This window comes from Bacteroides sp. A1C1, from assembly GCF_004328515.1.
Taxonomy (GTDB): Bacteria; Bacteroidota; Bacteroidia; order Bacteroidales; family Bacteroidaceae; genus Bacteroides; species Bacteroides uniformis.
The window spans coordinates 3,173,712-3,189,701 of sequence record NZ_CP036491.1; the positions used below are offsets into that span (position 1 = coordinate 3,173,712).

Annotated in this window: 14 protein-coding genes; 7 read left to right on the forward strand and 7 right to left on the reverse strand. The window is 37.9% G+C overall.

From position 1 onward, the window contains the following. Window positions 1–9: 9 nt before the first annotated feature. The gene (locus EYA81_RS12835; RefSeq protein WP_131225883.1) at window positions 10–2,070 is read right to left on the reverse strand and encodes a 3'-5' exonuclease; all 2,061 of its coding nucleotides are present in this window, start codon (window positions 2,068–2,070) and stop codon (window positions 10–12) included. Window positions 2,071–2,196: 126 nt separating this feature from the next. Between EYA81_RS12835 and EYA81_RS12840 the strand changes: the two genes are divergently transcribed. Further along, entirely contained in the window at window positions 2,197–2,781 is a 585-nt protein-coding gene (locus EYA81_RS12840; RefSeq protein WP_117601102.1) for a nucleotidyltransferase domain-containing protein, read from the forward strand. A 2-nt stretch (window positions 2,782–2,783) separates the two neighbouring features. Here EYA81_RS12840 and EYA81_RS12845 read toward each other — a convergent pair whose 3' ends face one another. After that, on the reverse strand, window positions 2,784–3,548 hold the full coding sequence (locus EYA81_RS12845) for a LuxR C-terminal-related transcriptional regulator (protein WP_117601101.1): 765 nt from the start codon (window positions 3,546–3,548) through the stop codon (window positions 2,784–2,786). A gap of 209 nt (window positions 3,549–3,757) precedes the next feature. On the opposite strand from EYA81_RS12845, the gene EYA81_RS12850 reads away from it, so the two are divergent. The 3 genes from EYA81_RS12850 (at window position 3,758) to EYA81_RS12860 (ending at window position 5,373) form a co-directional block, all read left to right on the forward strand. Further along, complete coding sequence (locus EYA81_RS12850) at window positions 3,758–4,081, forward strand: hypothetical protein (RefSeq protein ID WP_005825891.1); 324 nt, start codon at window positions 3,758–3,760, stop codon at window positions 4,079–4,081. Window positions 4,082–4,153: 72 nt separating this feature from the next. Then, a complete protein-coding gene (locus tag EYA81_RS12855) occupies window positions 4,154–5,071 on the forward strand; it encodes an IS1595-like element ISBun1 family transposase (protein WP_131225884.1) in 918 nt (305 codons plus the stop codon). After that, the gene (locus EYA81_RS12860) at window positions 5,068–5,373 is read left to right on the forward strand and encodes a hypothetical protein (protein WP_131225885.1); all 306 of its coding nucleotides are present in this window, start codon (window positions 5,068–5,070) and stop codon (window positions 5,371–5,373) included. Before EYA81_RS12855 ends, EYA81_RS12860 begins: the two co-directional genes overlap by 4 nt. Here the strand turns inward: EYA81_RS12860 and EYA81_RS19245 are convergent. Continuing rightward, the gene (locus EYA81_RS19245; protein WP_165491390.1) at window positions 5,361–5,531 is read right to left on the reverse strand and encodes a hypothetical protein; all 171 of its coding nucleotides are present in this window, start codon (window positions 5,529–5,531) and stop codon (window positions 5,361–5,363) included. The genes EYA81_RS12860 and EYA81_RS19245 overlap by 13 nt on opposite strands. Window positions 5,532–5,554: 23 nt before the next feature. Between EYA81_RS19245 and EYA81_RS12865 the strand changes: the two genes are divergently transcribed. Further along, window positions 5,555–5,815: a hypothetical protein gene (locus EYA81_RS12865; protein ID WP_131225887.1), complete on the forward strand. Its 261-nt coding sequence runs from the start codon at window positions 5,555–5,557 to the stop codon at window positions 5,813–5,815. On the opposite strand, the gene EYA81_RS12870 is transcribed toward EYA81_RS12865, so the two are convergent. Further along, complete coding sequence (locus EYA81_RS12870) at window positions 5,785–6,027, reverse strand: hypothetical protein (protein ID WP_131225889.1); 243 nt, start codon at window positions 6,025–6,027, stop codon at window positions 5,785–5,787. The genes EYA81_RS12865 and EYA81_RS12870 overlap by 31 nt on opposite strands. Window positions 6,028–6,311: 284 nt before the next feature. On the opposite strand from EYA81_RS12870, the gene EYA81_RS12875 reads away from it, so the two are divergent. Together EYA81_RS12875 and EYA81_RS12880 are read left to right on the forward strand one after the other, a co-directional pair. Continuing rightward, on the forward strand, window positions 6,312–7,082 hold the full coding sequence (locus EYA81_RS12875) for a hypothetical protein (RefSeq protein ID WP_131225891.1): 771 nt from the start codon (window positions 6,312–6,314) through the stop codon (window positions 7,080–7,082). A 119-nt stretch (window positions 7,083–7,201) separates the two neighbouring features. Continuing rightward, window positions 7,202–7,666: a DUF2867 domain-containing protein gene (locus EYA81_RS12880; protein ID WP_117601152.1), complete on the forward strand. Its 465-nt coding sequence runs from the start codon at window positions 7,202–7,204 to the stop codon at window positions 7,664–7,666. Between the two features lie 202 nt (window positions 7,667–7,868). Here the strand turns inward: EYA81_RS12880 and EYA81_RS12885 are convergent, their stop codons facing one another. The 3 genes from EYA81_RS12885 to EYA81_RS12895 all read right to left on the reverse strand — a co-directional run bounded on the left by EYA81_RS12885 (window position 7,869) and on the right by EYA81_RS12895 (window position 15,860). Next, on the reverse strand, window positions 7,869–10,820 hold the full coding sequence (locus EYA81_RS12885) for an ATP-binding protein (RefSeq protein WP_131225892.1): 2,952 nt from the start codon (window positions 10,818–10,820) through the stop codon (window positions 7,869–7,871). Between the two features lie 85 nt (window positions 10,821–10,905). Beyond that, window positions 10,906–14,829: an Eco57I restriction-modification methylase domain-containing protein gene (locus tag EYA81_RS12890; RefSeq protein ID WP_131225894.1), complete on the reverse strand. Its 3,924-nt coding sequence runs from the start codon at window positions 14,827–14,829 to the stop codon at window positions 10,906–10,908. After that, the gene (locus EYA81_RS12895; RefSeq protein ID WP_117816673.1) at window positions 14,826–15,860 is read right to left on the reverse strand and encodes a restriction endonuclease subunit M; all 1,035 of its coding nucleotides are present in this window, start codon (window positions 15,858–15,860) and stop codon (window positions 14,826–14,828) included. Before EYA81_RS12895 ends, EYA81_RS12890 begins: the two co-directional genes overlap by 4 nt. Between the last annotated feature and the right edge of the window lie 130 nt (window positions 15,861–15,990).

Consider the following 15,990-nt stretch of genomic DNA (forward strand, 5'->3'; position numbering starts at 1 on the left):
AATCCATCATCAGTGAGTTGCCGGTCTTGCCTCGTGAAATGTCAAGGTTAGGCGGTGCATAGCTCTGGTTACAGCTACATAAAGCATACTCTTGTCAATCTCCGAACGGTAATTTCTCTCATCCGTCTGTGGAATAATGACTTCGTCAAACTCAAGCCCTTTTGCCATGTGGGCAGAGGTGATGACGATGCCTTGCACAAATGCGGAGCTTTGACTTGATAGGAAGCTGATATCATTGGCATATGATTTCAGCATGTCTGCCATCTTCCTGGCTTGCTGCTCCGTCTTGCATATGATGCCAAGAGACTTATATCCGGATTTCCGGTAAGTGGAGATTAGCCCCATAATGCCGGACAGTTCTTCTACGGCACTGCCGAACTGCAGGATTTGTGGCTTTTCTCCATGCCGGGCAACCGGTTCCAGCTCTGCGTTAGGATGAATCTTTTGCGCAAAATCCGTAATCTCGAAGGTGGAACGATAACTCTTACACAATTTCATGATTTCACTTGCAGTAAGTGACTTTTGGATAGTTTCTGCTGTGGATGAGCCATAAGGATTCACGGACTGTCCTGCATCGCCCAACACGGTTTTCCGGCATGGAAAGAGTTTCTGTATTACCTTGTACTGTATGGGCGAATAGTCCTGCATCTCATCTATCAACAGATGTTTGACTCTGAATGGCTGGTTCCCGTTTCCCTCCAATGCCAAGTGTAGGTATGCCAGCGGTGCCAAGTCTGAGTATTCGAGTGTATGTCCCTTTCGCATTTTGAACATTCCGGGATTATTTGTCCATTTAAAGAAATCTTTGTAGACTTGAATGTCGTTATTGCCTGCAAACATTAGTCTGATTCCTTTTTTCAAAAGGTTTCTGCCGGCGGTGGTTACCGTAAAGGCGTATTGTATTTTCAACATATCCAGCATATAATCAGCCATAGCATCAAATCGTCGGCGTATGGGATAACGGTTGAAACGTAGGTACTGTTCTTCAATAAACGGGGCAGGTATGGTGATGTATTTGGTCAGCTTCACGTCTGCTGCCTTGAAGTAGGTGTTCTCTATGTGGAGGATAAACTTGTCAAGCTCTGAAATGAAGCCGAAAGAGGCTTTATAGGCTATTCTGTCGATGAGGCTTGAGGATGGCTTTTCTAACAGTTCATTCACTAGCCCGAAGTATGTTTGGTACTTATATTTGTGTTCCAACACTCCGGAGAGTATTTGTTCCATACTGGTTTCGGGCACGGTTTCTTCCCCAAGTTCGGGGAGGACGTTGGAGATATAATCGGAAAACACTTTGTTGGGGGAGATAATCAGAATATCTTTTGATGAGATGCTGTCTCTGAAGGTATAGAGCAGGTAGGCTATGCGGTGCAGGGCTATGGATGTTTTTCCAGAGCCGGCCACTCCTTGAATAATAAGCGTGCGGATATCTTCGTTGCGGATAATCCGGTTCTGTTCCCGTTGGATGGTGGCAACGATATTTTTCATCTTGTCATCTGCATTGGAACTTAACTCTTTTTGCAGAATGTCGTCATGGACGGTCAGGGCACTTTCAATCATAAATTCCATTTTGCCGCCCCGAATTCTGTATTGGCGTTTTAGGGAAATTACTCCTTTAATCTCTCCCGATGGAGACCGATAGCCTGCTTCTCCTAATTCATGGTCATAGAACATGCTCGAAACGGGTGCTCGCCAGTCATGGATAAGGGTAGCTCGACTTTCCGGGTCATAGAAGGTATGGATACCTATATAGATAGGCATCACTTTGCTGTTTTCTTTCTTTTCCAAAAAATCAATTCGTCCGAAGTAAGGAATGGCAAGTATCTTGGTGAGCCGCTTACGCTTGTTGATTACACTTTCCCCCAAGGCAAAATGGTTTAGGATGCTTTCGCGCATGGAGCGTATCTCGTGCGGGTCGATGTCTTTGTTGGACCAGATATAGTCTTTGTATTCTGCCAAGGTGTCGACGTGGTCTTTCACTGATGCGTCGGTATTACCGATAACCTTTTTCAGAAAACTGATTATTTGCTTTAAATATTCTTTCTCTTGTTTCTCTGTTTGATTGAATGCCATAATTAGTTGTTGCTAAAAATAAGACAGTGTGCAAAATTAGTGTATTGTATCGGGAAGGGAAATGGCTATTTATAGCTATATATTGGGAAGTTTTATATCTTTGCACATTCAAAAAAGTGGAGGTAAATGGATATTCATGAGCTTGCAAGGCAGAATCAGCAATCTGCATGGAAAGTATTGGAAGATACCCGTATTATTGAAGCATGGGAGCGCATTGGAGCAACCGTTCATTTGGTGGGCTCACTCCGTACCGGGCTGTTGGCGAAAAGTAGGGATATAGATATCCATATTTATACCGATAGGTTGGATGTAGGAGAGAGTTTTTCGGTCCTCCGGGAACTTGCGGAACGATTGCCTTTGCAGGAAATACAATATAGGAACCTTATCCATACGGAGGAAGAGTGCATGGAGTGGCATGCTTTATATAAGGATAGAGAACAGAATACTTGGAAGTTTGATATGATTCACATCCGGAAAGGTTCCAGGTATGATGGTGTTGTAGAAAAGGTGACTGCCGCTATTGCGGAGCGCCTTACTCCTGAAATTAGGAAAACGATATTGCAAATCAAATTCGATGTGCCGGATGGTGTAACGATTCCAGGTATAGAGATTTATCATGCTGTCTTTACGGGAGGTGTCCGCACTTATAAGGAGCTTGAAGAGTGGCGCAAAACAAATCAGTTGGCGGACAGTCTCGGTTGGCTTCCGTAATCTTAGAGGTAGATACCAAGATTTTCTACTATATGGATGGCTTCCATTATATTGTTGGCATCTAACTTGCTTAGGATGTTTTTCCGGTGATTGTTCACAGTATAGATGCTCACTCCCAGCTGGTAAGCGATTTCCTTGCTTAGAAAACCTTGTCGGATGAGTCGTAATATTTCTTTCTCCCGGTTGGATAATTGTTTGTCGGGAGAAACAGTGCATGTTGGAAGTATCTCTCCCGTTTTTCTGTTCACCACCGTCCGTTTGATTCTTTCGATAGGGGTCTGGTCGGGAAGTATGTCCATTACTCCCATGATTATCCAGGCTTTACCATTCCGGTCTGTTTCTATGACTTGTTGCCGGCTGCTTACATTGATATACTGTTGCCGTGCATTCAACATACGGAATTGAAATATTTGCCGGTAGTCATTTCTTTCTTCCGGTGGGAGTGAGTAGATGAACTGTCCATGCTCGATTTGGCATTCTGTGAGTTGAATTCTGTCATCAGGGTGTATTCTCTCTTCCAGTAAATCGCCTTGTTGCCTGATTGTCTTTATCCAAGTGGGATTGTATCCGAAAAGATGGGCAAAACTGTCGGATGCAAAATCGTATCTCTCTTTAAATACGTCAACTGTAAAAATACAGCTCTGACTCATTTGTGAGAACGCTTGCACGGATATTCTTTTCTTGTTCCACAAATCATAGTCCACATCGGGACCGCTAATCTGCTGTCTTGCCCATAATTCTTTGGGAGTTGTCTTGTTGGTAGTCATGGAACAAAGATAACTGATAATTTTCTTTTGAGCTTTATCTTTTACGGGATAATATTATTTTTAAGAATATGTTGTAGGGTTGGATTAAGTGGCTACTTTTGTAGGCCATGTCATTGGGGACGTCGTGAATGAAAAGCAAACGAGTAATAAATTCAGGTAACTATATACCACTTTGCACTAAATATTAAATTCAATAAAAATAGAAAGTTATGGAAATGAACGAGGAAAGTATCAAAAATTTATGGGTAATAGTAGAAAAGACCCATAAGCAAGTTTTAGCGATGAAGTTTTTAGGCGAATTTAAAGCTTATGTAGTAAGTGGGTTTTCAACAAAGACAAGGGACAACCCTTTTAATGAAGCTTACAATGCGATTGATATTACAGATATATCGGTTAACCTGCCTATTTTACCGTCGGAATTAAACCCACAATCTTTTGAAGAAAAGCTACGAGGACGTTCTGTAAAAAATTTTAAATTTGGTGGTGATGATTATTTTTGGTTGATTAAATCTGGTAAAACAGAATATTTATAAGAAAAATATACTATTTTAGTTGGATTTGTGAAAAAATATTCGTATATTTAGATGTAAAAGGAGGAATATATTATGATAGGATTCAATTCGTTTAATTCATTGTTTGAACTGTTAGAAGCATTTCCTACTGAACAGTCTTGTATCGAATATTTAAAGAAAGTGCGATGGGGTGAAAAGGTGGAATCTCCTTTTAGCCCTGGCTCTAAAGTGTATGTATGTGGAAATAATACATATTTATGTAAGGACACCGGGAGAAGGTTTAATGTAAAAACGGGAACCATTTTTGAGAATACGAAAATGTCATTGCGAAAATGGTTTATGGCTGTATGGATGGTTCTTTCAAACAAGAAAGGAATATCATCTTTACAGTTGGCGAGAGACATTAAAGTTACTCAGAAAACAGCCTGGTATGTGTTACAACGGATAAGAATATGTTTGGCATGTGAAAATCAAGGGAAATTGCATAATGAAGTAGAAGCCGATGAAACCTTTGTCGGAGGAAAGAACAAGAATAGACACAACGACAAGAAAGTTAAGGCTTGCCAGGGACGTTCATTCAAGGATAAGACCCCGGTTCTTGGAATGGTAGAAAGAAAAGGAAAGGTTATCGGGATAGTTATCAAAAACACGTCCAAAGAGGAACTTACTCCTAAAATATTGGAGTTTGTTGATAGAAACGCTATATTGTACACTGATGAATGGTACGGATATAATGAGATAGACAAAATGTATTATCACTATTCCATAGACCACAGCAAGAAACAATATGGGTACGGAAGAATCAACACTAATACCATTGAGGGTTTTTGGACTTTATTAAAAAGAGGATATGTAGGAATATACCACTATATGAGTTCTAAGCATCTTCAAAGATATGTTAATGAATTTGTGTTCCGCTATAATACACGAAAAATCAGCGAGAATTCAAGATTTAATTTGTTACTTTGTAATATGAATTACCGTATTACATATAAGAAATTGACAGCATGAGTAAAAAGGAAATGACGATAGGAGAAGAATTTGAAAACTTTATGAGTTTTGCAATGCGATATAATTACAAGAAGAAGGATATAAGAAAGAAGAAGAAAGAAAAGAATTTACTTACACCTTCTGAGGTAAGAGATATTTTTAGGCAAAATTCTTGGTCTGATGAAATGCTTTATAAAAGACTTGTAGGAATTGGAGAAAAGCCGGACAATGCACAAATATTAGTACAAAGGATTCTTCACCCTACAGAAAAAGACTTGGAATTAGAGCAGTCTGTTAAGGAAAAAGACCTTTATTTGGATTGATTCTCTTCTTTGTCTGTTTCTTCTTGAAGTTCTTCTGAACTATCTAATATTACTCCTAATACGGGTATAACATCTTTAGTTAAGATAATGGCTGAACATTTTTGGCATGTATAGCCGGAGGATGTTTTTACCCATTCATGTTTGCATTTATTTTTCATAAACTATTTAAAATCAATTATTTATGAGAGTGGATTTAAAAAAGAAAATGATAAACGGTTATGAGGTCGGTAAATTGCTTGCAAACCTTCATAAAATTTCAAAGGAACTTGACAAACCTTTTGACGCACCCGAAGTCTTACTTGCATATAGCGAGCAGAATAACGGAGTGAACGAAGAATTATCGATTTATGTGATTCATCCAATTTATTTTCCGCCGGAGGACTGTTCTTATGATAAGAACGAACTTATAATTTATCCTAACAACCCAGTTTCTCCACTATAATTCTTTTCTAATTCACTGATTAGATTATAGTCTGTAATAGGTTTAACTTTTGAATAATGTATAAATTGTCTATGGGGATTGTCTTTAAGGTAATATTCTAACATGCCATTAGGATTTGAGATTGAGATTTTAACCATAACAGATTTGTCAGATTCCAAGTATACCCATTCTCCACCTGAATAAGGATTTTTAGTGTTTTCTGAAATTTCCATAATATTTTCTTATTTGTTTGACATTGCAAATGTAGCAAATATCACTATATTTGCAAATGTTCTATAGAACAAATGTTTTAGAGAAAATATTCGGGAGTGCCTTACTTCGTTAAAATCGCCAGTTTTAACACGCACACAAGGCACAAGCCCTCACTGTACCAAGTGGGTTGCTTGTCTGCGTGTGCATAGGTTTCTGGCGATACCTTACGAAGTTGTGGACTGTGACCCACTTCCTTTTAGGTACAGCCTTTATAGGTCACGTGAAGGCAGAAATACGAATAGTTATGAAAAAGTTTGTATTATTGATTTTGTTTGTCGTTTTACCAATAATTGAGATAGCATCTCAAACTGGGAAAACTCTAAAATTAGATTCATTGTCTTCTATTTTAGAGAAAAATTATGATGGTATAAAACTTAAGGGAAAATTGGAAGGAATGCGTATAGATAATTTATTTGATATTTATAATTTAGATATTTGTGAATATTATGATTTGAGAGATTATGATACTGAATTAAAACGTAAAATGTTTAAGACAACTCCAGAGGGAAAAGACCTTTTAAATAAATTGAATGCGAAAAAGAAAGATATAATGAATTCAAGTATGTATTATGTATTTCCTTTTAGATACGCAGGTTACGGAAAAGAATATAATTTAGAAACAAAAACCTTTGACCTTTCCTATCAAATGGATTGGGATGATTTTTATCCCATTCAAGGGTATATGAATATTGAACAACTTGTTTTCAAATGTCCTTCTTCTGTTAAACAATATTGGAAAGAGCGTAAGCATTCAGATAGATATTATTATTACAATACTTTAAAATTACCTATGACAGAAAGCCAAGCCTTTCCTATTGAAACAAATAGGGATAATATGGCTTTAGTAATAGAATTCAAATATTATAATGGTAAGTGGAATTCTCGTCAAGCTGCTATATTCAATATTAGAACATTGGTTATCCAAGGTATTTGTTCAAATATTTATATTATAGATAAGAATAGTAAAGAGATTTATTATTCATTATTACCAATAAAATCAACTATTAGTAATTAATTCTATTTTAAAAACACATTGTGCATCAGTTTAAATGTCTGATGCACATATTGTTAATATTTTTAATTAATGTTTAGTGCAAAGTGGTATATAGTTACCTAAATTCAATATGTGATAAGATGAAAGATATACCGGCAGACAGCTTAATAAAGAATTATTTTCCTGTAGATTATATAGATTCTTTTTCTAAAGTGATGGTCACTGGGCAGGCATTGACACCGGAAGATTTTCGCAATCTTGCCTTCAGCCGATTTCCTAAATGGATTGGTTGGCTCATGAATTTCAGGAATGCGATTGTAAAGCCATTAGGACTGGATACAGCAACCAGATTTACAGATATGGTCTTGGATAAAAATCTGCATGAAGAAATTCTCGGAATGCTGGATAAGCATCTTGATTTCCATGTGTCCATGTGGTGTGGGGAATATCACGAAGGAAAACAAGAACTTCGGATTACTACTGTTGTGAAGTACAATAATTGGCTGGGAAGGGCATATTTCTTTATTATCAGACCTTTTCATGGGATAATAGTAAAGTCTATCTTAAAGCATGTTGCTGGGGATAGGGGGAGTGGGTGTAAATAAATACTCCCATTGAAATATTATCATTTCAATGGGAGTATTTATTTGAGTGGTGCCACCAGGAATCGTAATCTAACGATAAGTGGCTGAATATCTTTGATGTAACTTTTAGCTAAAGAAGTAATCTCCCGCTATTGCTCCACTGGATTTCTGCAATATTTTGCACAAGGTTGCGTGGAGGTTTCCTAAGACAAAGATAGAAATTTTAATTTGTATTTCTGTTAAGTTTACCATTATATTCATCAACAAATTTTGAGTATGCTTCTTTTATTTCTTCTCGTGTGATAGATGGATTATCATTATGTTCTTTAACCCAGTCTATTAGGAATTCTGTAATTTTTACTTCATAAATGTATTTTAAACTTCCTTCATCTTTCCTGAACGTAAATGGAGAAATCATTTTAGGATATGAATTTGAAATTAAACTTGGGAAATATGCAGTGTCTACAAATTTTAAGTCTTCGGCATCTTTTAATTTAAGAGCTTTATATTTATCTTCACAAGGTATAATATACCTCAAATTAGCAGGAATAAAAGAAAAGATGTCATCATCATCGTCTTCTTCGGTTGTACTTTTACCAGTAATATATTCCAATAAATTATTTTCATAAATAATGTGTTCTGGTTTTGTTTTAGATAAATGTAGGATACGACATTTTTTGTCTGAAGATTCTTCCTCAGAAATATATTGGAAATATTTCTTAAAAATACGATATAAAAATCTGGAAATAGCTAATTCGTCATATCCTTTATCATGAATATAAAGTGCATTATCTTTTATCTCATATGAGTTAATGGGAGTATCTGGCCCATATGCATAATCGTATATATAAATATCGTTACAATTATCTACAAAGTATCCAAGTTTATACTGATTACCATTATTAATCGTTATCTGATATTCTTTCCATTGTTGATAAGTATCTAAATTTAGGTATTCATTATAATCATCTTCCCAATAGTAATTAACAAACATACTAATCATGTGCTGAATATCTGTATTTGAAGATTGCTCTTTTGCATACTTAGGTATTTCTTTTATAATGCACTTTTTCAGAACTTCAAAAAAATCAAATTCAAATTCGTATTTTAGATAGTTTCGATCTAGGGATACGATATCCTTTGCATTACATTTCAATATATTTACTTCGAAACAGAGGAAGTTGAAATCTATTCTGCTTTCAATTCTTTGTCCTTTATAATAAAAAATCGTTTCATTGTCCTTTACTTTAGGAATTATATTAAATTGAATTTGTTCTTCTTGATTAAAAAACTGAAATGTATTATTTATACCTTTACTTTTATCATTTAATATATGTTTATCCCCCCTAATAGATAAATAAATATCTAGGCACGAGGCTTTGGCGAATTTATTTAATTCTTGTATAATAAATTCTAACTCAGCTGATACTTTTTTATGCTCAAATGGGTCAATATATAATTCTCTATAGAACTTATATTTATTTATTTTAATATCAGTATAATCTTGCTTTTCTTTTTGGGGAAATATAGGACTTGTCTTAATTCTAAAACTTAAAATTGTCCCTGGTTTTCGTTTATATGTTGAAGCTACCTGTTTAATAAGAATGTCACCACGTCTTTCAGAATCAGGATTAGAAAGTTCTATTTCTAATTCTTGCTGAGTGAAGAAGCTTTTAGTATTAATATGGACTAAATCTGTTATCATAAAAATACTTTGAAAACCAATACCAAATTCTCCAGAAGGTTGTAACCATTCTGGCATCTCAGATATGATTTGATTTCGTATTTTATTTTTTCTGCTACTTCCTGTTATTGATAAATATTCTAAATCATTAATTGATAATCCTATACCATTATCTTCAACTGTAATTTTCCACTCCATATCTTCATTGTCACTCTTGGAAACTTCTTCAATTGTAACGTTAATTGGATAGTTTTCCAACATGCCTAATAATTTAGAATCATTGGGAGAATTGAAGTCATCATTCTCATTTTTCTCCAACCAAAGTCTTAATAGAGAGGCATCAACAGAGTTTTGTAAAATTTCTCTTAAACATTGCCATGGAGTTTGATATAATCCAGCACCTTTTAGTAACTGTAATGCTTGTTCATTATCAACTTTAAATCTAGGTTTCTCTTTATCATGTATATATCTCCACGTGTTCAAATTTACTTTAAGGTTCTTTATTGTAGGGAGATATCCCATAGATTTATTAGGAACTATGTTGTTCCAATTTAGCATCTGATTTACGATTTCTTGTCTAATATATTCAAACCAAGATTGAGTTATATTAGCAACATTATAATCATCGCAACTTGCTGTAATATCTATAGTTGTTGTGTCAACGCTAAAATGTGTAATTGAAAAATGCTTTTCTTTGTGTAACAAAGAATCTTTTGGTATAGATTTTACTGATCTTAAGAATACATCAGAAAAGCGATTATTATCTAAATCTAATAGATCACCAAGCCTTAATAAGCAAGCAATATATCTGGGGTGAGCATCATTAATATCTATTCCTACTTCATTTTTAGGCAATTCTAATACTTTATTAAAATCTTCGGTGTGTGAGGCGCAAATTGCTCCTAATATTTTTATAAGCCTTTGGGGTATAACACCTCTTGGCGAGTTAAGAGATATTTCTTTTTCCGGATTTATTATTATTTGTTCGGAACGATTTGCATGAAATCTTCTAAAGTAATCTGCTAATAAAAACTTTACGCTATCATATATATTAATATTAAATGAGCTATCTTTCAATACTAGTCGTCTATGTTCTTCCTTGAAATGCGAAGCATAAAGATATAATGGATGTGATAAATCACTTTGAATGTCAGATATGTAAGATAAAAAATCTTTACTTTTTAGGGTCTCTTCAATACGATCGGCAGGAATAGCCATTCCTATATCGTGATAATAAGCGGAAGTTAATAATAACCAAATATCTATTGCTGTAAATTTCTCAATAACATCTTCTCCTACTATTCTAACAATATTATTGATGACCGTTTCTGAATGAGATTGATCATGCATGCTATAGTGTGGAAATATTCCAGCGATTAATGATAATGCTCTTGGTACCAGCTTTTTATCATAAATCCATTGAGTATATAATATGTCACTTTGAGAGTCTTTTGTCTTTTCAAATAAAATTTTTTCTAGTTTGTGAATCATAACTTATAGTATATTAAAACATTATTTATCATATGAATGTGGAAATATACAGTAAAGTATTGATATATACAAATTTAATTAATGATTATTGTACTGGTTTTACCATTTTCTCAATAAAGTATATCTCTTCATCGGAGAGTTTGTATTTTCTATAGAACTGCTGGTCTATTTCAAAAATGGTTCTATTCCAGTCAATATCAGATTTTTCAGTGAAATCTTGCAATGGGATGAACTGGAACTTATCAGGAGAAAGATTTATAGAAGATACTGCCAGCATTAATAAGAATCTGGTAAAGCGAGTTTGAATATATTTATATTCATTTTCAACAACAGACTTATCTTCTGATGCACCAATAATCAAATAGGAATCCGTACAAACATCATTTGGCCCTATAATTTCTGTCCTTGAAACGATTCTGAATTGGCCGTTTTTATCAGGCTCACCGGCATGTTCAGCTGTTACTTTGCTCATAAGAATTTTGTATTTAGAAAGTAGTTGATTTGAAGCTGAAACAGCAGTTTTAGGAAGCCATGATACCCCTTCACTTGATATTAAACGAAGATCTCCAGATTTATCACCTCTAATATTTGATGATAAACCAAATGGATTACGTGTACTTACTATTGAGGCAAAGGTTTTATCTGATTGACATTTCTGAATTATATGGATAGCAGGATTATAGCGGATAAATACTGCAAACTGATCTAATGGGCGTGATACAGTGTCACGTAATAATCCTTGGACAGTTGTAATCGAACAATCCCCATGGTGGTTAGCATCCCATAATATGTAATTTACACCTCCACCAATACTTGATGTTGGAAAACAATCCTTTGCATTTATATAATCGAAAATATAATGAATTCGTTTATCAGACAACATATTCGCTCTAAATGAGTCCAATCCTTTGCCTCCCGCAAACCATCTAGAAGGCATAATCATGGAAATATATGTTGGATTTATGAGTTTAGCTATTTCAACAAATAAGTTATAAACAGGTTTTGCACTGACCCCAGCACCTCCATCCATAATTTGATATGGTGGATTTCCCACTATCGCATTAAATTTCATATTGTCATTATCTATGGCTTTCCAGTAAGAACGACCTTTGGCAACTTTGGCTATAAAGTTTTCCGGCTTATTCTTAATCTGGTTGATTAAATCTTCAAAATATCTTGTATTTACTTTAGCTTTACGGAATCCGACAAGCGTGCGTTTGGTAATACTCTTTGCCATCGGAGTCTTACAGATGACAAAGATGTTCTCGGCTATTACCTTATCCCATACAGCCTGCTGCTCTTCTACTGTTTCTACTGCGAAAAGAGAAGCCTTTACCCCTGCCCGGTAAATGCCGTATGCCATATAAAGCGGATAAAGTCCAGATTTGGAATTGATTTCCAAAATACGGGATTCAGGGGAGAAAACTTCTGCGGTAACCTCTCCTTTATCTATAAACCGTGGTTCAGGAATCACATTCTGATACTCTGTGTCATAGAAGTTATATCCTCCTAGACAATCACCTAGGTGCATGTTTACCACACGCCACGGAGTAAGCACCGTTTCCTTATCCGGATTACGGAAAGTACTGAAGATGTCCGTAATCCTCTCGATACGTTCCTCTATACTCAGTTTGTCCGCAGCACGGGCCATTGCACGGATTCGTTTTCCGGCAGCACAGAATATTTCCGGGTCATAATATTTTTTGAAGCTGTTGAATTTCTGCTTGGTCACTCCCTTTGGCATGAACTCTTCCCATGACTGCGGATCAATGAGTGAGGCAAAATTATCAATCGTGATTTCCTGACTCTCATCACTCAGTTCCGCACCATAAATCAACAGGGGCATACGGATGGAGATACCACGGAGTATGGATATGGCCGCTTCCCTGTTCTTGGTCTTCTTTTTCAGTTCTTCCAGCCGTTTCCGTTCTTCCTCCGTAAGTTCCTTCTTGGGTTTCTTCTCCAGCTTCTCCTTTTCATCGTATTCCTCATTATTCAGGCCTTGACTGTTGATGTCCACCTGGTTGGTCTTGGGCATGGCTTTGGTCTGGCCGATGATCTTTTTCAGGTCATCGAATTCCTGTAGTTCCAGATCATCCAGTTTCATCAGCTCATCGTTATACAGACTGTTGTCTTCAAACCCGTTACGAACAACACGTTCCACATATACCCGTTTCAACTGTTCCAGCATACGGGGTACATCAAAGCGGTTCATCTGTGAGCCTTCAATGGATATGATAGGACAGAAATTGATAAACTCTCCCATTGCCTTACGGTCACTTTGTGAAGTCTTTCCAGCCTTGGCCGATATTTTGGCGGTTTCGGCTATCACTTTCAGGGTACGGTCCGGAGCAAAATCAAAAACGTAGCACTGCTCCTTCATCCGTCCGTTGATGGTGGCAGGTGTCTGCACGCGGAAAATGGTCTGCATATAACTGGATGCAGCTGTATTATAAGAACCGGATAACATGAATACGGCAGTCCATGCCTTTACACTTACTCCGGTCGTCAGTCGTCCGCAAGAAAGGGTTATGGTCCGTGTAGCATCCGGATCTTTTCCGATAGCCTGTTCCACGGCTTCCAGGGCATCACGGCTCTCCTCGTCCTGATCACCGTCACCAGCTACATTGACCACCTTGAAATGCTGGAACACCGGATGTGCTTGAAGCATGGCACTCAGTGCCCGTGCTTCCTTCACGCCAGGCACCATCCAGAGGGTATGGCGGAAAATATTCCGATATTCCTCGTTGGCATATGGATAAAGGCTGTCCTTGTCCTCCTTGGTAAGAAGATTCAGAAAAGCCCACACATCTTTTTCATGACAGAAACTGCCGGATTCATTGACCCGGAAAAATTCCCTGAAGTTAAAGGCGACATCTTCATCTACAAATTCATGAAGCAGCCGTCCCAAATCGTAGGTATAGATATTGAGTGTAGGCAGTGAGGCATACGGATTGGGATCGCCAAAATGGAGTTCGTCCCAGCTCACCTTGGCCCGCTGTTCCATCACATAGTCCCATGTATAGATTTCATCCTCCTTGAAATCATCCAGCAGGTTGAATGGAGTACCTGACAGGCGCAATACTTTGGCCTGTTCCTTGACCAGCTCTCCCATAACCGCTTTACCCAGTTCGGTCTGGGTGCCTTCGTGCGCTTCATCAACGATAATCAGGTCCCAATCGGTAGCAAACACTTCGTTGTTTTTGTCGAAGTTGCCACCAACAAGTTCAGAACCACGCAAATCCTGCATGGATGCGAAATAAACATAATGAAGCCCGTTGTTTTCCGCCCGTCGTTCAAGGCTGCCAAAACTTTCCCCGTTGTTCTTGGAACCGTATGCAAAATCCTTGCGGTCGTAAAATATCTTACCGAAATCCTCAAACCATCCGGCATCCACCACAGGGCGATGAGTCAGAATCAGGGTACGCTGAAACTCCATATCCTTGACAACCTGCATGGCAGAAAGGGTCTTTCCGAAACGCATCTTTGCGTTCCAGAGCATCTGGTTGCCTTTCTTAAACTGTTTCTTGGTCTTGCTGATGGCTTCCTGCTGTTCCGGCCGGAATACAATCGGGGAATATTCACGGGTAACTTCCGCTGATGAAAGGGAGCTCCGGCCTTCCTTTACAGCCGCAATGGCACGCTTGACGGTTTCCAGATCGGTGATGAACCATTCATTGGCTTTGTTGACTGTATCGAAGACTTTCTTTTTGACGCCGGAGCGTTCCAGAACATTGTGTACCTCTTTGTCGTTGAATGAACGGAGTCCGCCACGGTTGTAAACGGTCAGTTCAGTATATAGCAGATCGTATGCGATGCCTGCCGTCTGTGTGTACTGGTTGATACGCTTTCTTGCCGCTTCATTGAGCGCCTTGCTGTTAGGAGACAGACCAAACACGTTTTCATCCTCACAAGTTGCCTCGCCAATCTTCAGGCATCCATGGTGCGCCGCATCATTGATACGGAACACATAGATAAGTTTTAGTTTCAGGGACGATGTGAATCTCATGCTTCTTCATTTATGAGGTCGATAAATCGGATTCGTTTCCCCTTTTTGCCTGTTGCCTTGTCTGTAGCCCGCCAGTCCTTGATAATGCAGTAAATTCCGTTGTGCTTGGTCAGGTCATTTTTCAGACAGCCCTCGCACGGTTCCCGTCTTTCAATCGTACCGAACAGACTTGGTTCCATTCGCACACGTTCTCCGCAACTGTCCGGAACAACACCTTTCAGTCCGTCCATCTGCCATACATTCCAGGAGATGATATAGGCTATATGGTTGATGGATTTAATTTGCGGATCTTTACCGAACTTGTTCCGGTAATATTCAATGAAGGATAAGAGAAGGGCTTCACGGGCAAGAAGAAGACTGTCGCCCAGCCATTCATAGGCATAGATGCTTCTGTAAGCATCCTTGGCTGCCTCCAGCCATTCACGCGTTGTCGTAGTATTCTCACTGACAATACGGAGTTTACGGTCAAGCAGACCGATACGTTTCTCCACGGGAATGAATGTTCCGGTAGTCGTATCATACCGGCTTACTAGATAAGGAGCTTCTCCACAGGTGATTTCCAACCGGTTTTCCCGTACATAGTCTTTCCATGTCCTGCCTTCAGGAAAAGCAATCTTATCCGGATTGATTTCCCATGAATGTGTACCGTCTTTGGGTGTCACTTCATGGTTGAATACATTCTTTCTGCCAAACCAGGCTTCATCGATAAGGTTGTTCTGGGCATTACATATCCAGGACGGAGTAAATACCTCCGCCATTTCCCTGGAACGTGTGCTTTGGGTATCCCTGTGTTTCAGAACACGGGGCATGACTACATGGCCGTTCTCTCCGGTTATCAGCTCCGGAAGAATCTGTGATCCGTATTCATAGCCTTTGCCGAGCGGTTTATAATCGGAAGTAGCCCAGAATATATTACACTGTTTTCCTTCCTTACTCGTTGTATGATCTTTGAGCAAGGTATTCAGTAAGTCGGGTGAAAGTTCTTTCAGCTTGTTCTCCTGTATGTCGGCTTCTCCGGTCGTTTTCTCCATCTTCTTTCTGTGCGTAAAGGGGATGAGAAAGTCCCGGTGTCTGCGTCTTTCTTAGACAGAGGGAGATTTTGGGCTATAAGGCTGATTTGCTGATGAATTATATGTAGGATTGCTAAACAACAGTTGAAAT